The sequence below is a fragment of the Flavobacterium sp. genome, assembly GCF_043722275.1.
In the GTDB taxonomy this organism is placed as follows: domain Bacteria; phylum Bacteroidota; class Bacteroidia; order Flavobacteriales; family Flavobacteriaceae; genus Flavobacterium.
In genome coordinates this window covers 1-22,631 of sequence record NZ_JAYSPC010000187.1, presented here as the reverse complement: position 1 = coordinate 22,631, position 22,631 = coordinate 1, and the positions used below count along the sequence as shown (strand labels likewise).

The 22,631-nt window shown below is 33.2% G+C and carries 23 protein-coding genes; 9 read left to right on the top strand and 14 right to left on the bottom strand.

What is annotated here, in order from left to right; all coding sequences use genetic code 11:
• Positions 1-153: 153 nt before the first annotated feature.
• Both ACHZDT_RS21755 and ACHZDT_RS21750 read right to left on the bottom strand, forming a co-directional pair.
• Positions 154-708, bottom strand: coding sequence for a thioredoxin family protein (locus ACHZDT_RS21755; protein WP_394776799.1), 555 nt, complete (start codon positions 706-708; stop codon positions 154-156).
• Between the two features lie 125 nt (positions 709-833).
• Positions 834-1,727: an alpha/beta fold hydrolase gene (locus ACHZDT_RS21750; RefSeq protein ID WP_394776798.1), complete on the bottom strand. Its 894-nt coding sequence runs from the start codon at positions 1,725-1,727 to the stop codon at positions 834-836.
• Positions 1,728-1,860: 133 nt separating this feature from the next.
• Here ACHZDT_RS21750 and ACHZDT_RS21745 point away from each other — a divergent pair, with 133 nt between their 5' ends.
• Complete coding sequence (locus tag ACHZDT_RS21745) at positions 1,861-2,196, top strand: tRNA-binding protein (RefSeq protein WP_394776797.1); 336 nt, start codon at positions 1,861-1,863, stop codon at positions 2,194-2,196.
• Here the strand turns inward: ACHZDT_RS21745 and ACHZDT_RS21740 are convergent.
• The 5 genes from ACHZDT_RS21740 to ACHZDT_RS21720 all read right to left on the bottom strand — a co-directional run bounded on the left by ACHZDT_RS21740 (position 2,193) and on the right by ACHZDT_RS21720 (position 6,805).
• Positions 2,193-2,849, bottom strand: a complete 657-nt coding sequence (locus ACHZDT_RS21740; protein WP_394776796.1) for a YIP1 family protein — start codon at positions 2,847-2,849, stop codon at positions 2,193-2,195. The genes ACHZDT_RS21745 and ACHZDT_RS21740 overlap by 4 nt on opposite strands.
• Positions 2,842-3,402: an RBBP9/YdeN family alpha/beta hydrolase gene (locus tag ACHZDT_RS21735; RefSeq protein ID WP_394776795.1), complete on the bottom strand. Its 561-nt coding sequence runs from the start codon at positions 3,400-3,402 to the stop codon at positions 2,842-2,844. Before ACHZDT_RS21735 ends, ACHZDT_RS21740 begins: the two co-directional genes overlap by 8 nt.
• Before the next feature lie 21 nt (positions 3,403-3,423).
• A complete protein-coding gene (locus tag ACHZDT_RS21730) occupies positions 3,424-4,248 on the bottom strand; it encodes an alpha/beta hydrolase (protein ID WP_394776794.1) in 825 nt (274 codons plus the stop codon).
• Positions 4,249-4,588: 340 nt separating this feature from the next.
• Positions 4,589-4,957 carry a PUR family DNA/RNA-binding protein gene (locus tag ACHZDT_RS21725; protein WP_029268690.1) on the bottom strand — a complete coding sequence of 123 codons (369 nt, stop codon included), beginning with the start codon at positions 4,955-4,957 and terminating at the stop codon, positions 4,589-4,591.
• A 69-nt stretch (positions 4,958-5,026) separates the two neighbouring features.
• On the bottom strand, positions 5,027-6,805 hold the full coding sequence (locus tag ACHZDT_RS21720) for an ABC transporter ATP-binding protein (protein WP_394776793.1): 1,779 nt from the start codon (positions 6,803-6,805) through the stop codon (positions 5,027-5,029).
• 205 nt (positions 6,806-7,010) lie between these two features.
• Between ACHZDT_RS21720 and ACHZDT_RS21715 the strand changes: the two genes are divergently transcribed.
• The 3 genes from ACHZDT_RS21715 to yajC all read left to right on the top strand — a co-directional run bounded on the left by ACHZDT_RS21715 (position 7,011) and on the right by yajC (position 10,076).
• Positions 7,011-8,120: a Glu/Leu/Phe/Val dehydrogenase gene (locus tag ACHZDT_RS21715; protein WP_394776792.1), complete on the top strand. Its 1,110-nt coding sequence runs from the start codon at positions 7,011-7,013 to the stop codon at positions 8,118-8,120.
• Positions 8,121-8,738: 618 nt separating this feature from the next.
• Positions 8,739-9,650: a transcription antitermination factor NusB gene (gene nusB / locus ACHZDT_RS21710; protein WP_394776791.1), complete on the top strand. Its 912-nt coding sequence runs from the start codon at positions 8,739-8,741 to the stop codon at positions 9,648-9,650.
• A gap of 150 nt (positions 9,651-9,800) precedes the next feature.
• Entirely contained in the window at positions 9,801-10,076 is a 276-nt protein-coding gene (yajC, locus tag ACHZDT_RS21705; protein ID WP_394776790.1) for a preprotein translocase subunit YajC, read from the top strand.
• A gap of 1,019 nt (positions 10,077-11,095) precedes the next feature.
• On the opposite strand, the gene ACHZDT_RS21700 is transcribed toward yajC, so the two are convergent.
• From ACHZDT_RS21700 to ACHZDT_RS21680, 5 genes are all read right to left on the bottom strand, one after another.
• Complete coding sequence (locus ACHZDT_RS21700; protein WP_394776789.1) at positions 11,096-11,650, bottom strand: YdeI family protein; 555 nt, start codon at positions 11,648-11,650, stop codon at positions 11,096-11,098.
• Positions 11,651-11,654: 4 nt separating this feature from the next.
• Positions 11,655-12,929, bottom strand: coding sequence for a peptidase T (gene pepT, locus ACHZDT_RS21695; protein WP_394776788.1), 1,275 nt, complete (start codon positions 12,927-12,929; stop codon positions 11,655-11,657).
• Positions 12,930-13,188: 259 nt separating this feature from the next.
• Entirely contained in the window at positions 13,189-14,319 is a 1,131-nt protein-coding gene (locus ACHZDT_RS21690) for a formylglycine-generating enzyme family protein (protein ID WP_394776787.1), read from the bottom strand.
• 136 nt (positions 14,320-14,455) lie between these two features.
• Positions 14,456-15,145, bottom strand: coding sequence for a DUF6515 family protein (locus ACHZDT_RS21685; RefSeq protein WP_394776786.1), 690 nt, complete (start codon positions 15,143-15,145; stop codon positions 14,456-14,458).
• Positions 15,146-15,207: 62 nt separating this feature from the next.
• Positions 15,208-15,420, bottom strand: coding sequence for a hypothetical protein (locus ACHZDT_RS21680; protein WP_394776785.1), 213 nt, complete (start codon positions 15,418-15,420; stop codon positions 15,208-15,210).
• 134 nt (positions 15,421-15,554) lie between these two features.
• Here ACHZDT_RS21680 and ACHZDT_RS21675 point away from each other — a divergent pair, with 134 nt between their 5' ends.
• On the top strand, positions 15,555-16,589 hold the full coding sequence (locus tag ACHZDT_RS21675) for a quinone-dependent dihydroorotate dehydrogenase (protein ID WP_394776784.1): 1,035 nt from the start codon (positions 15,555-15,557) through the stop codon (positions 16,587-16,589).
• Here ACHZDT_RS21675 and ACHZDT_RS21670 read toward each other — a convergent pair.
• Both ACHZDT_RS21670 and ACHZDT_RS21665 read right to left on the bottom strand, forming a co-directional pair.
• Positions 16,575-17,291 carry a DUF3307 domain-containing protein gene (locus tag ACHZDT_RS21670; protein WP_394776783.1) on the bottom strand — a complete coding sequence of 239 codons (717 nt, stop codon included), beginning with the start codon at positions 17,289-17,291 and terminating at the stop codon, positions 16,575-16,577. The genes ACHZDT_RS21675 and ACHZDT_RS21670 overlap by 15 nt on opposite strands.
• A complete protein-coding gene (locus tag ACHZDT_RS21665) occupies positions 17,288-17,902 on the bottom strand; it encodes a hypothetical protein (protein WP_394776782.1) in 615 nt (204 codons plus the stop codon). Before ACHZDT_RS21665 ends, ACHZDT_RS21670 begins: the two co-directional genes overlap by 4 nt.
• A gap of 183 nt (positions 17,903-18,085) precedes the next feature.
• Between ACHZDT_RS21665 and ACHZDT_RS21660 the strand changes: the two genes are divergently transcribed.
• From ACHZDT_RS21660 to ACHZDT_RS21645, 4 genes are all read left to right on the top strand, one after another.
• Entirely contained in the window at positions 18,086-18,952 is an 867-nt protein-coding gene (locus ACHZDT_RS21660) for a hydroxymethylglutaryl-CoA lyase (protein ID WP_394776781.1), read from the top strand.
• An 88-nt stretch (positions 18,953-19,040) separates the two neighbouring features.
• The gene (locus ACHZDT_RS21655; RefSeq protein WP_394776780.1) at positions 19,041-19,592 is read left to right on the top strand and encodes a hypothetical protein; all 552 of its coding nucleotides are present in this window, start codon (positions 19,041-19,043) and stop codon (positions 19,590-19,592) included.
• Complete coding sequence (locus ACHZDT_RS21650) at positions 19,589-20,989, top strand: DUF5723 family protein (RefSeq protein WP_394776779.1); 1,401 nt, start codon at positions 19,589-19,591, stop codon at positions 20,987-20,989. Before ACHZDT_RS21655 ends, ACHZDT_RS21650 begins: the two co-directional genes overlap by 4 nt.
• Positions 20,990-21,935: 946 nt before the next feature.
• The coding region (locus tag ACHZDT_RS21645) for an IMP dehydrogenase (protein WP_394776778.1) at positions 21,936-22,631 on the top strand (696 nt) is incomplete at its 3' end.

The following is a 22,631-nucleotide window of genomic DNA, read 5'->3' as shown; positions in this document are numbered from 1 at the left end:
GGCCTTACTATGTGAAATAAATACAGCAGTAAGTGGTCTTCCCGAAAGAGAAAACAACAACATACAAACAGTAAATAGATTTATAGTGCTCACAATGAGTGAAATTAATTTGATTTGCAAAGATAGGTAAACTTTTCTAAATAGCTAAGATCTTTATTTCCATTTAATATTACAGCCCAAACTTGGCTTTTGAGGTTCTTTTAAACTTCTGTTATAAATGAGTGCATCAATAGCACTTCGCAAATCAGTTCCGCTTAACGGAATTCCGTTTCCGGGTTTTGAATCGTCAAGCTGACCGCGATAAAACAATCGATTTTGATCGTCAAACAAATAGAAATCCGGAGTACAGGCAGCATCAAAAGCTTTGGCAACTTCTTGACTTTTATCAAATAAATAGGGGAAATCAATCTTATTCTGAAAAGCAAATTCAGTCATTAATTCAGGAGAATCCTGCGGAAATTTTTCAATATCATTACTGGAAATAGCTATAACGCCAATTCCCTGAACGCGATAATCATTGGCAATCATGACGATTTCTTTAATAACATGAAGTACAAACGGACAATGATTGCAAATAAAAACAACCAACGTTCCTTTTGATCCTTTCAAATCTTCAAACGAATAATCATTATTAGAATTCGTGTCTTTCAGTTTGAAATTTGGAGCAATTGTTCCAAGCGGAAGCATATTTGAAGGAGTTCGTGCCATTTTACAGAAATAAGTTCTTCAAAAATAGCTTTTAAAATCTATAAAAGAAAATGTGCAGAAATTTTTAAAAAAAACCAAAGGACGCTTTTAAGATTTTCAGCTTCCTTTGGATAAATATAGCGGGTTTACGAATTTAGAAAATTCAGTAAATCAGAGTTTAATTTGTCTTTATCTGTGTAGAATAATCCGTGTGGTGCGCCTTCATAAACAATATAAGTGTTTTCACGAATTGCTTGTGCAGTTCTTGCTGATGTTAGATCAATAGGGACAATCTTGTCATCGTCGCCATGAATAATTAAGGTTGGAACTTTTATAAAATCTAATTCCTCTCTAAAATCAGTATATGAAAAAGCTTCGGCACATTTTAAAGTCGCGCGAGGTGAAGCAAATGAACATAATGTTCTGTAATATTCTAATAGTGGCGTACTTAAAGGTTTGTTGATGATATTAACTCCGAAGAAAGTTTTTCCAAAATTATCTACAAAACCTATTCTGTCTTCTTTAATAGCATTTGCTGTTGCTTCGCTTTTTTCTTTTGGATGTCCGTCAGGATTATCATTAGTTTGTAATAAAAATGGAACAACAGATGAAATAAGAGCTGCTTTTGTAACTCCTTTTCCGCCATAGCGGCTAAAATAACGAACTACTTCACCGCCGCCCATTGAAAATCCTACAAGAGTTGCATTTTCTAGTTGAAGCTGGTCGATAATTTCTTTTAAATCATCAGTTAAGGTATCATAATCATATCCATCATAAGGTTGTGAGGATTTACCAAATCCACGACGATCATAAGCAATTACTCTATAATTGTTTTGTACTAAAAAATCAATTTGATATTCCCACATTTCGTTAGAAAGCGGCCATCCATGAATTAAAATAACAGGTTTTCCTTTTCCGTAATCTCTTACGTAAAGCTTTACGTTTTTTGAGGTTTTGATGTATTTATCCGTATTTTGTTCGTGCAAATTGAAGTCAAAATCCCTTAAAGTTTGATCGGCGTTAAGAATTGTATTTTCCATTTATATCTTTTTAGTGTTTAGCATAATCAGTTCTGATGTAAATTTAGATGGAGAACTAAAAAAAACAGTTATAGAATTAGTAGTAATAATTACAAAATTTATAGGTTTGTAAGAAGTATAAAACTGAAACAAAATGGATTTAACCTGGAATGAATTTGAAAGAACCGATATGCGCGTCGGAACCATTATAGAAGTAAATGATTTTCCCGAAGCTAGAAAACCGGCTTATCAACTCACAATTGATTTTGGAGCAGAAATTGGCATTCGAAAATCATCGGCACAAATAACAAAACGATACAAAAAAGAAGATTTATTGAATCGCCAAATAGTTTCGGTTGTGAATTTTCCGAGAAAACAAATTGGCAAATTTATGAGTGAATGTCTGGTTCTTGGCGCAGTAGGCGAGGAGGGAGACGTTATTTTATTAGCACCTGATTTTAAAATAGAAAATGGCTTGAGGATTGGTTAATTAATTAGTGAATCAACAACAGTAACAATAGTTAAAGCGATTAACATTATTAAGAAGGCTGGCAGTATTAAGTTTAGAATTGCTTTACCTATTGAAATTTTTTGTACAACGGAAGTCCCAATAACAAGAAGTACAACTGTCCAAGTGATTAAAACTAAATCGACAAAGTAAAAAAACCAATAAAGAATGGTATCAAATAATCCGTTATAAAGATCAAAAAAGCTTGATTGAAAAATAGCATTTCCGTAAATCAAAATTTGAAGGAAAAGAAAAAATAAAGAAGCAATTACAGGTAAACTGGAATAAGCAATCACTCTTAAAAGAGATTGAGTATCTCCAACGCCTTTAAGCCATCTTCCTGTCCAGCTTATTGAAAAAGCATATATAAAATTTATTAGCCATCCGAAAGTTATTCCAATCAATATGCCATAAGTAATAACGCCCCAAAGAGGTAGATTATCACCCATATCCTTAGATATGGCTTTGTCGAAAGATTTGACAATGCCTAAAAAAAATAAAAATAAAGTTACATGCTTATTATATTTATAATCGTTTATAAATATGAAGGCTTCTTTTCGAGATGTTACTATTTTTGTTAAAATGTTTGTAGGATTAACTATAGCTTCTTGTTGATAGTTGTTTTCCTCAATCATTTTTATTTGTTTTAATATTTTGAATTAACTGTTCTAAAATCAACTGCCCTTCTTCCCAATATTTTAAATCAGAATCAGAGTTAATGTGTCCTTGCTGACCAACGTTTACAAAATCACTGCCCCACATTTCAGCAAAATACTGTTTTCTTTCAAATGAAGCGTAAGGATCATTTTCGCTTGCGACAACTATTGATGGAAATGGTAATTTGCTTAGAGGCATTGGCGAAAAGTTTCTGACACTTTCCGGAGTATGTTGAGGTGAATCTACATCGGCAGGAGCCACTAATAAAGCGCCTACAATATTTTTATTGCTATTTGATGATGCCCAATGTTGTACTAATGAAACCGCAAGACTATGCGCTACTAAAATAGTTGGTTTGTCGAGTTTTGCAACTTCCTCATTTAATCTTTCGATCCATTCTTCACGAACGGGTTCATCCCAATTATCCTGAACTAAGCGAGTTGAATTTTTAAATTTTTTATGCCAAAAAGTTTGCCAGTGTTTAACGCCTGAATTTCCGAGTCCGGGTAAAATTATTAAGTTGGTTTCCATTGCCGTGGATTTATTTAGTGATTATTGTTTATTCTCTTTTATAATGCGATTAACTTCGTTTATAAGTAACGGAAAACCAGGCTCAGTCATTCCGTGTCCGTAGCCGTCTAATTCATAAAGTTTGGTTTGTTTGTGTCCTTTTAACTTCATCATTCTTGCTAAATAGGTATTTTCTTCATATCGTCCCAGCATTTCTAATTCCCGATCTCCGGTAATCAATAAAAGTGGTGGAGCATCGGCACGAACATAATATAGCGGAGCAAAAGCATCAATTGTTGGAGTAGTATCCGGAATTCCGTTTTCTTTTCTTATTTCAAAATGAGTAATGCATTGTCCGCTAAACGGAATTAATCCTGCAATTTTATTCGCATCAATTCCTTCTTTCTTTAAATATTCTTTATCTAAACCAATCATCAATCCCAAATATCCTCCGGCAGAATGTCCTGAAACAAAAATCAAGGAAGAATCTCCGCCATAATTTGCAATATTATTAAATACCCAGGCAACTGCGGCAGCTGCATCATCTATAGCTTTTGCTGCTTTTGCTTTGGGAGACAATCTGTAATTGACTCCAATAATCGCAAAACCTTTATTTTTTAAAGCTTCGGGGATTTCTTTGTTTCCACCAGTTAATCCGCCTCCGTGAAACCAAACTATTGTGGCGAAACCTTTTGCGTTTTTAGGATAATAAATATCTAAGACACATCTTTCGTTGATGTAACTATCAGATTTATTGGTTGCTGAATTGTAATATTGAATATTTGATTTGGTTTCGTATTCTATTTTTTGAGCAAAACAAAATATGGAAAGCAAGAAGAAACCCAGTAAAAAAAATATTTTTTTCATTTTATATTTTTAAAAAATGATAATGATATATAAGTTTTTCAAAGCTCCGGAGGAGCATAATATTTATAGCTAATATATGTTTTTTTCTTAAAGCTCCAGCGGAGCGAAATCTGGTTTTTATGTATGATTATCAATATCTCACCCCGATGGCGTTTTGCGAAATAATTTACAATCTATAAATATAGCGTTCCGATGGAACTTGTTTTAATTAATTAAATTGGCGTGATTTCGGACAACTTAGAGAAACCTAAAGTCATAAATCTAAAATAATAAATTGATATATAAAAAAAGTCCAAAATGCAGGACATATTGGACTCGTACTTTTCAAAGTTATAATGGACTAAATATCGTCAAAATCAATATCAGTAAAGCTAGATCTTTGTCCTTCAGGTTTATCAGAACCGTATTCTTTCTTAAAATCTTTTTGGTGTCTTTCAGAGATTACTTCTTCGCCTTTGTGGTTCAAGACATATGAAGTCATTTCTTCTAATATTTCGGCAAAAGCACTAAAATCTTCTTTGTACAAGTAAATTTTGTGTTTTTTAAAATGAAACGAACCATCTTCTTCAGTAAATTTTTTGCTTTCGGTAATAGTGATATAATAATCATCAGCTTTAGTAGCTCTCACATCAAAGAAATAAGTTCTTCTTCCTGCTCGTAATACTTTAGAAAAAATCTCTTCTTTTTCTAACATGTCATTTTCTCTCATAATACGTTCTATCATTTTTTGGAATTAATAGTACTCAAAAATCATAAAAAAATATCTATTATACAACATTTAAAGTGATTCTTTTTCTGAAAGTTGTTTTAAATATAACGATGCATAATATCCCTCCTTATTTATCAATTGATTATGAGAGCCTTGTTGAATGATTTTGCCATCTTCTAAAATGATTATTTTGTCGGCATTTTTTGCTGATGATACTCGATGACTTACTATTATTGTAGTTTTATCCTTGCAAATTTGAAATAAATTATTCAAAATTGTTTCTTCGGTTTCTGTGTCAACTGCCGATAAACAATCGTCAAAAAGTAAAATTGCCGGATTTTTAATAATTGCACGCGCAATAGATACACGCTGCTTTTGTCCGCCGGAAAGTGTGATTCCTCTTTCTCCTAAAATTGTGTCGTATTGCTTGTTAAAAGCAATTATATTATCATGAACGACAGTATTTTTAGCTGCTTCAATTACTTCTTCGTCAGTTGCGTTTTGATTGCCAAATTTGATGTTGTTTTTAATACTATCCGAGAATAAAAAAGCATCCTGAGGAACAATCCCGATGTTGTTTCTTAAATCATTTAAATTTAAAGAACTTATTTCGTTTTGATCAATTGTAATTTGTCCATCTGTAACATCATATAAACGAGAAATTAAGGACAAAATAGTTGATTTTCCGGAACCTGTTTTTCCTAAAATGGCTAATGTTTCTCCTTTTTTTACCGTAAAAGTCACATTTTTTAAAGCTTCAATATTAGTATCTTCATAAGTATAACTTACATTTTCGAAAGCAATCGAACCTTGAATATCTGATGAATTTTCGTTTTTGTTTTCAATTTCAGGTTCAATTTTCAAAAATTCATTCAGACGTTTTTGAGATGCTTCGGCTTCCTGAACCATTGATGAAACCCAGCCTAATGAAGCAACTGGCCAGGTTAGCATATTTACATATAAAATAAATTCAGCGATTGTACCAATATTTGCAATCGTTCCGTTGATGTACATAAGACCTCCAAAATAAATTACAACGAGATTACTAATCCCGATTAACGCAATCATTAACGGACCAAATAACGATTGGACTTTGGCTAAATCTAAGCTCTTCTTTTTGCTTTCATCGGCAAGAGCCACCATATTATTCTGATGTTGATTTTCTAATGAATATGCTTTTATAACTCGGATTCCAGAAAATATTTCTTGTGAAAAACTCGAAACTTTCGATAAATATTGCTGAAAAGTGGTGCTTCGTTTATTGATTTCTGAACTCAGTTTGAAAATACAATACGAAAGAATTGGCAATGGTAAAATCGTATATAAAGTCAATAATGGCGAAACATTATACATATATATAATGACAATCGCAAAACGAATGAAAGTATTGATCGTATACATTACCGCCGGACCAACATACATACGCACTTTTGAAACATCTTCGCTAATACGATTCATTAAATCTCCCGTACGATTTTGCTTGTAGAAATTTTGAGAAAGGTTTTCATATTGCCTGAAAACTTCATTTTTTAAATCAAATTCAATATGTCGCGACATGACAATTAAAGTCTGGCGCATTAAAAAAGTTAAAAACCCTGCTACAATTGTAGTTGCAATGATTAACAGTACGTTATGAATTAAACCTTCACGATAAACGTCAATAATTGCTTGCGATGTCTGATCTGTTTTTGGGAGCTTATCAAACCTTTCAATAGCGTTTAGAGACTTGCTAATTAGCTTTGGAGTGAATAAAGAGAAGATTTGTGCGATTATAGTGATTAAAATTCCTAAAGAGAAACTATATTTATATTTGATGAAATATTTGTTTAAATAGCTTAATTCTTTCATTTTTTTAAGAGATTCAATGATGAAATGTTTTGATTTTGTGTATTAATGTGAATTAAAATTAACGGAAAGTACAATTTGATCAAAACAAAATGATTGTTATATTGTTATTTTAAAGATAAAAAATTAGCACATGTATATTTTTTATCTAAATTTGAGAAGTCTTTTTGACAAATTCATAATTTATAACTAAATAAATACTAGCGCTATGGATGCAACTTTCGCAACTGCAAAGGAACTTCAAAAAATGGATCCCGTTTTTGGTCAACTTTCATTTGATGATCACGAACAAATTGTTTTTTGCAATGACAAAGATACAGGTTTAAAAGCAATTATTGGTATTCATAATTCGGTTATGGGTCCAGCTTTAGGCGGAACAAGAATGTGGAACTACAATACCGAATGGGAAGCGTTGAATGATGTTTTGCGTCTTTCAAGAGGTATGACATATAAATCAGCCATCACCGGATTGAATATTGGTGGAGGTAAAGCAGTAATTATTGGTGATGCTAAAACGCAAAAAACACCTGAATTAATGCGTAAGTTTGGTGAGTTTGTTCACTCTTTAGGAGGTAGATATATTACTGCTGAAGATGTTGGAATGGAAACTAAAGACATGGACACTGTTAGAGATGTAACGCCTTATGTTACTGGTATTTCTGAAGAAATAGGGGGTTCTGGAAACCCTTCTCCAATAACAGCTTACGGCGTTTATTTAGGAATGAAAGCTGCTGCTAAAAGTCAGTTTGGAACCGATGTTTTAGATGGTAAAAAAGTTTTGGTTCAGGGAATTGGTCACGTTGGTGAAGCTTTGGTTGAGTATTTGACTAAAGAAGGAGCAATCGTTACTATCGCTGATATCAACGAAGAAAAATTATACGAAGTAGCTCAAAAATATAACGCAACAATATTTGCAGGAGACGATTTATACGCTGCTGATGTTGATATTTATGCGCCATGTGCAATGGGAGCAACAATTAATAATGACACAGTAAACAAAATTAAAGCGAAAGTTATTGCTGGTGCTGCCAACAATCAATTAGCTGATGAAAATGTTCACGGTGCAAGATTACAGGAAAGAGGTATTTTATATGCGCCTGATTTCCTGATCAATGCTGGTGGAATTATCAATGTTTATGCTGAATTAGAGCATTATGGTAAAGCTGAAATCATGACAAAAACCGAAAATATCTATAATACTACTTTAGAAATTATCGATTATGCTGTGAAAAACGGAATGACAACTCATAAAGCTGCTCTTACAATCGCTCAAAATCGTATTGATTTGAGAAGAATTGAAAACGCGGCTAAGAAGTAGTTTTTAGTTTATAGATTACAGTCTCAGTATTCAGTCTTGGTTTTCAATGTAAACTGTGACTGAATACTGAGATTTTTTATAAGTAGTAGGATATTGTAACTGATTTTTTACCGCAAAGTCGCAAAGATTTTATTCATTATTGCGGTTAGAAAACACAAAGTTCGCAAAGCTGTTTCAACACAAAGCTTTGCGAACTTTGCGTTTTTATAAAACTGCTTAGTTTTTAAAAAAAAACTTTGAGAACTTTGCGGTAAAAAAACTTCAGATTGGAATGCGTATTTAATCGTAAATTTAGCAAAGCGGGTTCAACATACAGCTTTGTGAACTTTGCGTTTTTATAAAACTGCTTAATTAAAAAAAATCTTTGAGAACTTTGTGTTAAAAAAAACTTTAGATTGGAAGTTTTTAAGCTGGAAGCTAAACTGTTTTTGTTTAAAAATCTCAAAGTCTAGTAAAATGAAAACTGCGGCTTTTTATTAATGTCATAAATTAATTGCTTTTTGAGAGGTTTTTTATTGCTTTAAATTTTATTATCACCTGTTAAATACTTAATTTTGCAGACTAATTTTTAAATGTTCTTACAAGGTGGTAAATAGAAGACACATACGCGTTAAAGTAATGCAATCCATTTATGCAATGCATCAAAGCGGTTCTGATAATCTGGAAAAAGAAGAGAAATTCCTTTTTTACAGTATTGATAATATTCAGGACTTATATCTTATAATGCTTTCTTCATTGATTGAAATTTGCAAAAAAGAATCTGTTTTTTTACATCTATCAAGCAAAAAACATCTTGCAACTGCTGCAGAACGTAAACCGAACGAAAAGTTCATCAACAACAAAATTTTCCAACTTCTTGCCGAAAGTAATTCACTTAGTATTGCTTTAGAAAATCGTAAAATCAACAACTGGTCTTTGAATGATGATTATATCATTTTACTTTTAAATGATATTAAAGCAAGTGATTTGTATGTACAATACATGAGCACTTCGGTAAATACTTTTGAAGAAGACAGACAATTTGTGATCGATTTGTTTGCTGATGTAATTGTTCCTAACGAAAAATTATATGAGTATTTAGAAGATGATAAATTAACTTGGGTTGATGATATTCCGGTTGTAAATACACATATTGTTAAGCAATTGAAAGCGATTAAAACTCAGGATCCGGACGATTTTAGAGTGCCTAAATTGTATAAAGATGTTGAAGATAAGGATTTTGCGAAAGATTTGTTCAGAAGAACAGTTTTAAACGAAACAATCTTTGCAAAAGAATATGATGATAAAACGCCAAATTGGGACAGTGACAGGATTGCTGAAATTGATACTATCATTTTAAAAATGGCAATTTGCGAGTTTTTAAAATTTCCATCGATTCCAGTAAAAGTAACTCTTAACGAATATTTAGAAATCGCGAAAGAGTATTCTACACCAAAAAGTAGTATTTTTATCAACGGAATTTTAGATAACCTTGTTAAAGAGCTTACTGCGAATAAAAAAATGATTAAAGTGGGTAGAGGTTTAATGTAAAATTGAAAGAAATTCCAATTTTTTTAAGTCCCAAATCCCAAGGATGTCACTCTGAGCGAAGTCGAAGAGCTAAATTCCAATACAATCACACTGAGCGAAGTCGAAGTGCCAAAACATAAATATTAATAACAAAATAAAAAACTGAATACTATGCAAGATTTAATGAAATTTGCTCCTTATTTACTAATGTTTGTAGTGCTGTATTTCTTCATGATCAGACCACAACAAAAAAGAGCAAAAAACGAAAAAGAATTTGAAAGTGGCCTAAAAGTAGGTGATAAGATAATTACTAAAAGTGGTTTTCACGGTAAAATTGTTGAACTTGCTGAAACAAGTGCAGTAATTGAAACAATGTCTGGAAAATTAAAAATTGAGCGTTCTGCAATTTCTATGGAAATGAGCGCTGCTTCAGTTAAAAAAGCGTAATTTTTTTAGAAATTTCAAGTAAAAGATAAATCCCAAATTCCAATTTAACGATTGGAGTTTGGGATTTTTTATTTATAATACGCTAGTTTGTCAGACTGAGCGAAGTCGAAGTTTGCATGATGTGAGTAGACAACAATCCTTCGACTTCGCTCAGGAAGGATCTCCGTTAGAAGCTCGACAAAGTAAATCGTGAAAAAAGAACGCGGATGACGCGGATTCGCCTTGCGAAAACACGGATTTATACGGATTTTTTTCTTGCAATTTAGTAACCACGATCTTGTCATCCCGATTTCTATGATAAAACCAATTTTTTTTTAGAAGCTAATCCCGCTATCTGTTTCAATCTTTTGTGGCTCCCGAAGCCTCGGGACCGCCACAAAAGGATTTCCACTTCTATCGGGGCTAAGACAATGAGTTTCATAACAATATTTTCGTATAGTTTGTCATCCCGAACGAGGGAATGTCATTAAGTTAAGCTTTTTTAAGATAATTATGATCAAACAATTTTCAGGCAAATAGTCGGAAAATTTTTGAGCATTTAATTTATTGACTAGCCTCCAGCTTCAGCTGGAGGTGTTTAATGCGCACAATAAGATGGCTTTAGCCAAATTACGCATTTTGGCTAAAGCCACTCAGATTGAGTTTATATAAACTCCAGCTAAAGCTGGAGGCAATTCAAAAATAGACTTCGAGAGAAAAAACTATAGTTCGTAAAAAGCTTAACTTAATGACATTGGCACGAGGGATCTCCTTGAGTAACTCGACAAAGCTTTGTCATTTCGCCGCAAGGAGAAATCACATACGTTGATCGACAAAGATTATCGACATTCTGTGGGGAGTTTCTAGTATGATTTCTCCTTCCGTCGAAATGACAAAAATGCGTAAAAAAACCTTTCTCAAAGTTTTTTAAAACTTTGAGAAAGGTCAAGTATGTTGTAATTAGCTCTTCGACTTCGCTCAGAGTGACAAGGTAATGAAATTTAAACCTTATCTGTATTTATCATTCAATCCAATATTTCCTAAAATATTGGAATCACTTTCTCGATTCTTGAAAGTTTAGTTTTCTCTTGTTTAGCAGATTCAACGTATTCTAAAAACTCATATTGTTTATAAGGGCTGAATTTTTGAAAAACTTCTGCTAAAGCCGGATTCTTATCCATTTCCTTTTGAAGAAGTTCAGAAACAATGGCTTCTTTTTTAGTCGGTTTAATAACTTTCCCCTGTTTTTCGTTTTCAATAGCTTCTAATATATATTCTAAAACCTCTTTTTCGTTTACTTCTTCTTTAGAAGTAAATCGCCATTGACGCATAGATTTTGTCTTGTCTTCCTGAGCATTAATTAATCTCTTTTTCTCATCTTTTAGAAAAACTCCGTTCAGAAACCAAATTGCAAAGTAATTTTTAAAACCTCCAATTCCGATAACATTCTTTTTGTTGTAAACATAAATAAGACCGCCCCATTTTATCGTTTCAACAAGTTCGGTTTTGTCCATAATTGATTTGAGGAAAAGAAGTTCTTCTTCCCAATTATTGACTTTGTCCCAAACGTGTTTTTTATCGGAGGTTGGTTCCAATTTATTATTTTCTTTTAGGTTTTTCTACTATATCAAAAATGCCTGGAATAGCAGTAAGTTCGGCAATTTTCACAATAACATCAGTGGCTTTCTGGATACTTTCTGCGGGAACATATTCATATTTTCCGTGAAAGTTATGTCCGCCCGCAAAAATATTCGGACAAGGTAATCCCATAAATGATAACTGAGATCCGTCTGTTCCGCCACGAATTGGTTTTATGATAGGTTTAATACCTAATTCTCTCATTGCTTTTTCGGCAATGTCAACAATATGTTTTACTGGAAGTACTTTTTCTTTCATGTTGTAATACTGATCTTTAACTTCAGCAATTACAATATCTTCACCGAATTGTTTGGCAAATTTTTTATTGATTTTCTTGGCAATTTTACCAATTAAATCTTTTCTTTTTTCGAATTTGATTTTGTTATGGTCACGAATTATTAATTCTAAAACTGTTTCTTCAATGCTTCCGGTTAAATGATGAACATGAAAAAATCCTTCGTAACCTTTTGTTTCCTGAGGTGTTTCATCTTTAGGCAATTCATTGATAAAATGATTCGCAATCAATATTGAATTGATCATTTTACCTTTGGCATAACCAGGATGAACGCTTTTTCCTTTGAAAGTAATTTTGGCTCCGGCCGCATTAAAATTTTCATATTCTAATTCGCCAATCTGGCTACCGTCCATGGTATAAGCCCATTTTGCGCCAAATTTCTCTACATCAAAATGATGAGCGCCACGACCAATTTCTTCATCAGGCGTAAAACCAATTCTGATTTTTCCGTGTTTAATTTCAGGATGCTGGACCAAATATTCCATTGCCGAAACAATTTCGGTAATTCCAGCTTTATCATCAGCACCTAATAAAGTAGTTCCATCGGTTGTGATAATCGTTTGTCCTTTATATTGTAGTAAATCTTTAAAATAGCTGGGAGATAAAACAATATTTTTCTCTGCATTTAAAATAATGTCTTTTCCGTCGTAATTGGTAATAATTTGAGGTTTTACATTTGCTCCGCTAAAATCCGGTGATGTATCAAAATGTGAAACAAAACCAATTACCGGAACTTCATGGTTTACATTACTTGGTAAAGTTGCCATGATATATGCTTTGTCATCTATAGTAACATCTTCCAGACCAATTGTTTTTAGTTCTTCGACTAATTTATTGGCAAGATTCCATTGTTTTTCTGTACTTGGAGTTGTTTGTGAATTTGGATCTGATTCGGTATCAATAGTTACGTAACTGATAAAACGATCTATAATATGTTGCATTTGTTTAATTTTTAGCAAATATAAGCAAATATTTAGGCGTTTTAATGCTTCAGATTGCATAAGGTGGAAAAATTTGAGTAAAAAAGTTTGCCACGAATTTCACGAATTTTCACTAATGAAATATGTTTGAAAAGCTCAAAAAAAATCCAATTTCACGAATTGCAATCGGAAATTGGATTTTATATTTAAAAATTAATTCGTGCTAATTCGTGAAATTGCTTAGCCGATTCCCTTCGGTCGGGTCGTGGCAAAAAAACTTTTATTGAACGCATCTAAAACCAATATGATTTGCCGGTGATTTATAATCTCCTTTTCCTCTTGTGCCTACCATATAACGCGTACAATATTGATCTGTACATAAAAATGATCCGCCACGCTGTACTTTTTTAGGTAAGTTTGGTTCTCCCGGATCGTATGATGATTCCGGACCTTGAGGATTCCTTGTTACTTTACCTTTTTCGCTTATTACAGTATAATAATCGGCGGTGTACCAATCGTTTGTCCATTCCCAAACGTTTCCGCCAATGTCATAAAGTCCGTAAGAGTTGGGTTCGAATTGTGCTGTAGGAGCAATACCAATATAACCGTCTTCGCCAGTATCTCCTTTTTCAACAGGAAAATGCCCTTGATAAATATTAGCCTGAAATTTTCCTTTAGGTTTTAATGTATTTCCCCAAGCGTATAATTGTCCTGATTTTCCACCGCGTGCTGCAAATTCCCATTCTGCTTCTGTCGGTAATCTTTTGCCTGCCCATTTTGCATAAGCCGCAGCATCGTCGAACGAAATTTGAACAACGGGATATTTCTCTCTGCCTTTTATGGAGCTTCCGTCACCTTTCGGATGTCTCCAGTCAGCTCCCTGAACATATGTCCACCATTGCATGTAATTATTCAAATTCACATTAACAGGAGTGGGCGAAAACACAGCTGATCCGGCAACTAAATTTTCTAGTGGCGCATCAGGATATTCTTCGTGAGTTGGTTTTATTTCGGCTAATGTTACATAACCTGTAGCTTTAACAAAAGCTTCAAATTGCTCGTTTGTGACTTCGGTTTGATCCATATAAAAACCATCAACATAAACCTGATGAATTGGCGCCGCATCTTTTGTAACTCCTTTAATACTGCATAAACTTTCATCTTCAACATTGCTTCCCATAGAAAATTCCCCACCTGGAATCCACACCATTCCTTTTGGAGTTTTGTTCGCTGGAGGTCGGTTTTTATTTTCGATTGTGGGTTTAAATAATGATGCATCCGCAACATTTGGAATTTCGGCACAATCCATTGCGCTAAGCTTTTTGTCAGGAACAAATTTGGTATAACTGTAAGCAATTAAAATAATAGAGATTGTCAGGATTGCGATAATCCAATATGTTTTATTTTTCATTATAGTAATTTTTAATCTAATATTTTATGAAAGAAAATTAATACAAATTTATGCAATAATCCCTTATATGAAAGCATGAATAAAGTTAAAAAAATAACTTTATTAAGTCCTATTAATTTGATAAAGTTACTATAATTTATTTATCTTCCTCAACAAGTACAACTTCGTACTTAGATTTGCCATCAACTTCTACAGGCTGGTAATAAGTTTCTCCAAATTTCACATATTTCACGTCACCAATCGTAACTTCTTTACCGCCTTCAGGTAAATTATCAACTAATGTTCCCGCGGTTGGTGGTACAACTTTATAGGAGCTTCCATCTTTTTCATAATAGGTTCCTCCATAATAGTAATTATTTACAGTGCCGGTATTGACCGTTTCTGCTCCGCTTGGGATATTATTTACAGTTCCTCCTACAGGTGCTGGCACGGCAGTATAGCCTCCGCTTGACGGTGCATACCAAACTCCCTGATCATAATGATATTGAGAGCTTTCTACGCTGACAACAATTGCTGTAACGGCTAAAGTAGCCACAAAAAATCCCCACGGATGCCACACAGGCCCATAGTAATAAGGTCTGTAAGGATGAAAATAATAAGGATGATATGTATTGTATCTATAACCGCCATATCTGTAAGGCGGACGCACATAAACTACAGTATTTCTTCGTACAACTGTATTATGATTGTTGTTTATAGTGATGTCACGGCTTCTGTCTACATTAATATTATTTCTGTTAACAGTATTTCCGCTAATATTAGTATTTCCGTTTCCATTATTATTTCTATTGACTGTATTCGAATTTTTATTATTTGTTCGATCCACAGTCGAAGGTCTTGCAGCTTTATTGCCAGTCGAAGCAGGTCTGGTTGTAGTGACAGGTTTTTTTACTCCGGCACCATTAGACCCTGGTCTTGTTTGAGTTGTTGGTCTTGTTTGGTTCGCAGGTCTTGCCTGTACGGGTCTTGCCTGCGTTGCACCACTCTGTGTACTCCATTACCGCCACGACGTTGTGCGATGCTATCAATTGAAATCAAAAAAAATGATCCCATTAAGCACATAAGTGCTATTTGTCGAAGAGTTTTTTTTATTCTTTTCATTTTCAGTATTTTAAGTTCATTAAAATTATGAAAAAAACAGGAATAATTGTATAAAATAAAAATTCATTTTAGTTTATAATTGTCTGAAGTATTATAATTAAATTTGCAACCGAAAAAACACACACAACAATCTTATGTATAAATTGATAATTCGCCCTATACTTTTTTGGTTTGATCCGGAAGAAGTACATTACTTTACTTTTTCATTTGTTAAATTCATTTCAAAAATTCCCGGAGTTTCATCAATTATAAAAGCCATATATGAGGTAAAAGATGTTCGTTTAGAACGTGAAGTTTTTGGCATTAAATTCAAAAATCCCGTTGGTCTTGCCGCAGGATTTGATAAAGATGCTAAGTTGTATAAAGAGCTTTCTGATTTTGGTTTTGGATTTATAGAAATAGGAACCGTTACGCCTGTTGGTCAGGAAGGAAATCCTAAAAAACGTTTATTTCGCTTAAAAGCAGATCAGGCAATTATTAACCGAATGGGTTTTAATAATGGCGGAGTTCTTGAAGCCGTTGAACGTTTAAAAAGAAATTCAGGAGTTTTGATTGGAGGAAATATCGGAAAAAATAAAGTAACTCCAAACGAAAATGCCGTAGACGATTATATCATTTGTTTTGATGCTTTGTTTGATCATGTAGATTATTTTGTAGTAAATGTAAGCTCGCCAAATACTCCAAATTTAAGAGCTTTACAAGATAAAGAGCCTTTAACAGCTTTATTGCAAACGCTGCAAAACAGAAATGTAGAAAAGCAAAAAACAAGCATTCAAAAAATAAAACCAATACTTTTAAAAATTGCTCCGGATCTTACAAACGAGCAATTATTAGATATTATTGATATTATAAAAACAACCCAAATTGCAGGTGTAATTGCAACAAACACAACGATTTCAAGAGACGGATTACAATCTGAAAATAAAGCTGAAATGGGAGGTTTGTCAGGAAAACCATTAACGAAACGCTCGACCGAAGTAATTCGTTTTCTTTCTGAAAAAAGCAATAAAGCATTCCCAATTATTGGAGTAGGAGGAATACATTCTGCAAATGATGCTATTGAAAAATTAAACGCAGGAGCAAGCCTGGTACAATTATATACGGGTTTTATTTATGAAGGTCCGGCTTTGATAAAAGCAATTAATAAAAAGATTTTAAAGCAATTGTAAAAGCAGCGCCTGAACAATTAATGCAGCGATAATGGCAGTTCCAAAACTTATTAAAGTACCAATTAAAACATATTCGGTAAGTTTTCGGTCTTTGGCTTCTTTTAAATCTCCAAATCTAAAAATAGATTTAGCGGCTAATAGAAATCCTATTGCTTCAAAATGTCCTGTAAGTATAAAACAGAATACAAACAAACGTTCCAATATACCAATATAATTTCCCGCAGCAGCGAGCGAATTATCATTGTGACTATTTTGGCTTTCCGGATTCCAGATAGAAATAATAGTTTTGATAAAAATCGAAGTTGGCTTGGTAATCAATAAAATACCGGTTATTAAAATCCAAATCTGATTATTTATCCAAAGAAAGTGTATTGGTTCATCCTTATAAAGCAATACGATTCCGGCCAAAATTAAAACATGTAGAATTTGGTCAATAATAAACCAGGTACGTTTTGTTTTTGTTTTCTGAAAATTCAGTTTAATCAAATCTACAATGCCATGTGTTACGGCAATTAAAATGGCATAGGGTATAAACCGAATTTCTCCAGCCAAAATTGCTGCCAGAACTCCGTGTAAAAGAATATGAAAATATAAATAAATACTTTTATGTTTTTTAGCTTCCTTATCTGCGACCCAAGAGTTGGGCTGCCATATAAAATCGCCTAATAAATGTGCTAAAAGTAGTTTTATAAATAAAATCATGGCGTTGTAAGTTGTTTTATTTGTGTTCTAAAATAACGATCTAAATTCATTACTAAATCAAACTGTGCCCGTTTTTGTCTGCGGCTTACTGCTGCTTGATTAATACCCAATTTTTGTCCCAATTCTTCCTGCGATAAAGTCGGATTTTCAATTGCAGCGGCTACAAATTCGGCAGGTTGAGCAAGCCAATAGTCCATAAAGGTCAAAGCCAGCTGTATCATCAAATTCATTTTTTCATCAACAAGCGCGTCTCCCGTTCTCATGGCTAAAGTTACTTTTTGTTTTTTTAAAGTTTCAAAAAGTTCTCCGGAATTTATAAAAGCGCTTCCATTACTTTCGGATATTTTATCGGCATTATGCGTTTTATCGCCAAAACCAATACTCATTCTCGCATCTAATTTTATAGCTTTTAAATGTGCTTTTATTAAAATAGCCGACAATAATGCTTCGTCAGGATTTTTAATCTCAATCTGGAATTCATCTCCTCTGTAAACTTCCCATTGACTTGGTGTTTCCCCAAACGGAGACAAGATTTTTTTCAAATCTTCAACCCAATGTTTGGATGGCTGTTGTCTTGACCCAATAATATCGCCAGTGATTACGCTTGTCATATTCAAATATAATTAAAAATAATTTAACTTTGATATTACAAATATATGTAATAATTATTAATATTACGTTTTTGTGTAATAATGTACGTTATTACGATATTGTGTAATGTTGTAATTAAGAAAATTATTAACTTTTATTTCTTTAAAAAAGAAACTAACTTAGCCTTCACTAAAGAATAAGCTTTGAATAAAGAAATCAAGATTATCGAATGTCCTCGTGATGCTATGCAAGGTATCAAAACTTTTATTCCCACTAAAAACAAGGTTTCTTATATACAAGCTTTGCTTAGAGTAGGGTTTGATACCATTGATTTTGGGAGTTTTGTATCTCCAAAAGCGATTCCGCAAATGCAGGATACCGCTGAGGTTTTGGCACAACTTGATTTATCTCAGACTACAAGTAAATTATTAGCTATCATTGCGAACACGCAAGGTGCAGTATTAGCATCAGAACATGAACCAATTCAATATTTGGGATTTCCTTTTTCTATTTCTGAAAATTTTCAGATGCGAAATACACATAAAACAATAGCCGAATCTTTAGTAACTTTAGGAGAAATTCTGGAAATTGCCGATAAGAAAAACAAAGAAGTTGTAACCTACCTTTCAATGGGTTTTGGGAATCCGTACGGAGATCCGTGGAATGTTGAAATCGTAGGCGAATGGACCCAAAAACTTGCCGGAATGGGCGTGAAAATCTTATCACTTTCAGATACAGTTGGCAGCTCAACACCGGAAGTTATTACACATCTTTTTTCAAATTTAATTCCAAAATATCCTGAAATTGAGTTTGGAGCACATTTGCATACAACGCCAAATAGCTGGTTCGAAAAAATTGATGCAGCATCAAAAGCAGGTTGTACACGTTTTGATGGCGCAATTCAGGGTTTTGGCGGATGCCCGATGGCAACAGATAAGCTAACGGGAAATATGCCAACCGAAAAATTAATTTCTTATTTTACATCCAATAAAAAATCTACAGGACTAAATTCCTTAAGCTTTGAAAGCGCTTATAACGAAGCTTCAAAATTATTTGGCAAATTTCATTGACAAAACTAAGAAAATTACTATATTTACTATAAGCAGATAATAAGTAGTAACAAAATAACGTTGTTTGTTATTTAGATACATATTAGCTATGAAAGTAAATTTTATAAATAGATTTTCTAAGATATTATTTTTATCAATCTTGTTTTCTTCATGCTCAAGCGATCTGGATTTTGATCAGACTAAAGATCTAAAACTGGAACCTGTGTTTGTAGCTAATCTTGCCCATTTTAATGTACCGGCAACTCAATTTGCAAATAGTGGAGACGGGCAAGTAGCATTTGATGAAGAGGAATTTGATGCTTTTAAAGAGAAATTTTTTAGAGATAATCTGGTAAAAGCCGAACTTGATTTTGAAATTGAAAACACAATTATCAGAGCCTTCACTGTAGACATTGTGCTTCTTGATGCTAACGATCAAATACTTGAAACCGACTCATATTCAATTCCTGCCTATTCAGGAAGTCCAAATAGTATAAAATATCCAATCGAAGTATTTGAAAATCAAAGATTAGATCTTTTAAAAAAGACAGTTAAATTAGCTTTTTTTGTAAGAATGGCTCCCGGGCCTCCATTAGATCAAAATAGTACAGGCAGTTTAAAATTGCGATCAGGTGCAACCGTTTATATGGAAATAGAATGAAAAAGTTATATCTGATTTTAATCGTAGCTTTTCAACTTTCTTGTTTTTCCCAAAACAAAGAAGTGCTCTATGATTTTACGTCAATTCCGCAATCGTCACTTGTAAATCCCGGAGCCGATGTTTCGTATAAATTTTATTTTGGAGTTCCCGTATTATCCGGTGTTTCAGCAAATTTAGGTTCCAGCAGTTTTTCGGCATATGATTTATTTGCCAATAACGGAGTCGATTTCAATGACAAAGTTCGCAATGTGATCAATAATTCATCTAGTAAAGACAAAACTCAGGTCAATCAACAACTCGAATTATTTTCCGGCGGTTTCAGAGTAGGAGGAAAGGAAAGTCAATCGTATATTTCATTTGGAGCTTATCAGGAATTTGATTTTTTAATGTATGTTCCTAAAGATCTTGCGATATTAGCCTTAGATGGAAATCGCGATTATATAGGCAAATCATTCAATCTCGCCGATTTAAACGTTAGAGCCGAAGTCCTTTCGGTATTTCATATAGGATTTCATAAAAAACTCAATGAAAAACTAGTTTTAGGAGGTCGGGCAAAATTATATTCAAGTGGTGCCAATGCAACTTCGACTAAAAATTCAGGATTTATTTATACAGGTCAAAATCCAGGAACACCCAATGTTTATAATCAGGTAATTGCTTCAAATTTAGAAATAAAAACCTCAGGAATTGCCGCTTTTACAAAAGACGAATATGATGGAAGTATTCCAAAAGATATCGTCCATAATACATTCTTTAACGGAAGTTTAGGTCTTGGACTTGATGCCGGACTTACTTATTATTTCAAGAAAAACCTTCAATTTACGGCAAGTATTGTTGATCTTGGTTTTATCAGACATACTAAAGATATTGAAACATTAACCTATAAAGGAACCTATAATTATCAAGGTGTAAATCCTAGTTTTGATCCATCAAATGAACCTGAAAATATCTTTGATGAATTTGATAAAGCCATTCCACGCGACACACTTTATAACAAATACACCACTTGGCGACCAACAAAATTCTATTCGTCGCTTCAATATTCATTTGGCGAATCACGTTATAACGGAGATTGCAATTGCAAAGGAAATATCAATAGAAAATATCTTAACGCAGTTGGAGGACAATTGTTTATGATGTCAATGCCAGTAGAACCTTTCGTAGCTTTTACTGCTTTTTACAAACGAAGCATTTTCGAAAAACTAGATGTTAAAGCCACTTATACATTCGATTCCTATTCAAATAAAAACATAGGTTTAGGAATTTCGGGAACACTCGGTAAACTCAATATGTATCTTCTCGTCGATAATGTCCTCGAATATAAAGATGTCTCGAAGGCGAATAGTATAGCATTTCAATTCGGTTTCAATTTTGTTTTCCAGGATTCTGAGGATTGATTTTTTTTTTTTTTACCATATAAGTTATATAAGTTCATTTAATTATTTATGTGAGTTATGTTACGTTTGTCAGTTTGAGCAAAGTCGAAACCTCATGCAGAAGATTTTGCTATCAATTCAAATGAAGTAGTACACTATAATACAGATAGAAAACTCCATTGTCAGTTCGAGCGGAGTCGAGAACTATGCGTAAATAAACTTATATCACATCTATGATTTATAAAATAATTAGGAGCTATTTCCTGCTATCCGCTTGTATCTTTTCATCCGCAAAAAAGCGAATAAAAAGGATACCGCTTCTATCAGGGCTATGACTTTAATATAGTAAAATAATTCTCAGTTCAATCGTAATCAAGAAATATGCGCAAACTTATATCGCTTTTATGGTTAAAAAAAACAATCCGGTCTATTACTTTAATACAAAAGATTTGATTGTCAGTTCAAGCGAAGTTGAGAACTATGGACGACGTAATTAAATGAACTTACATCACTTATATGGTTCAAAAAAAACAATACAGCCTATTACTTTAATACAAAAGATTTGATTGCAGTTCAAGCGAAGTTGAGAACTATGGACGACGTAATTAAATGAACTTACATCACTTATATGGTTTAAAAAAACAATACAGCCTATGATTAGATTTGATTGTCAGTTCGAGCGAAGTTGAGAACTATGGACAACGTAATTAAATGAACTTATATCGCTTATATGGTTAAAAAAAACAATCCGGTCTATTACTTTAATACAAAGATTTGATTGTCAGTTCGAGCGAAGTTGAGAACTATGGACAACGTAATTAAATAAACTTATATCGCTTATATGGTTCAAAACATCACTAATATTTTTGCAGGATATTTCCTGTAAAGTTAATTTTATGAATAGGTTAGTAATCAAGTTTCCAATTTATTCACTATATTTGCACGCAATTCAACTACAAATTGCAACATGATAGCACACAACTCCAAGATTATCGGCGAAGGTTTAACTTACGACGATGTATTATTAGTACCTAACTACTCGAATGTGCTTCCTCGCGAAGTGAGTATCAAATCAAAATTTTCCCGAAATATAACATTAAACGTTCCAATAGTATCTGCTGCTATGGATACCGTTACCGAAAGTTCTATGGCAATCGCTATGGCGCAGGAAGGCGGAATTGGTGTTTTACATAAAAATATGACTATCGAGCAACAAGCTGCGAAAGTTAGAAAAGTAAAACGTGCTGAATCAGGAATGATTATCGATCCCGTAACTTTACCAATGAATTCAACAATTGCAGATGCAAAAAATGCAATGAAAGAATTCGGAATAGGCGGAATACCAATCGTTGACGAAAACAGAATCCTTAAAGGAATTGTTACAAACCGTGATTTACGTTTCGAAAAAAACGGAGCAAGACCAATCGCTGAGGTAATGACAAGTACAAACTTAGTAACTGTTGCCGAAGGAACTTCACTAGAACAAGCCGAAGTAGTTTTACAAGGACATAAAATCGAAAAATTACCGGTAGTAAATGCTAACTATGAATTAGTTGGTTTAATTACTTTCAGAGATATTACAAAACTGACTCAAAAACCAATCGCAAATAAAGATGTTTTTGGTCGTTTAAGAGTTGCTGCAGCAATTGGTGTTACCGGTGAT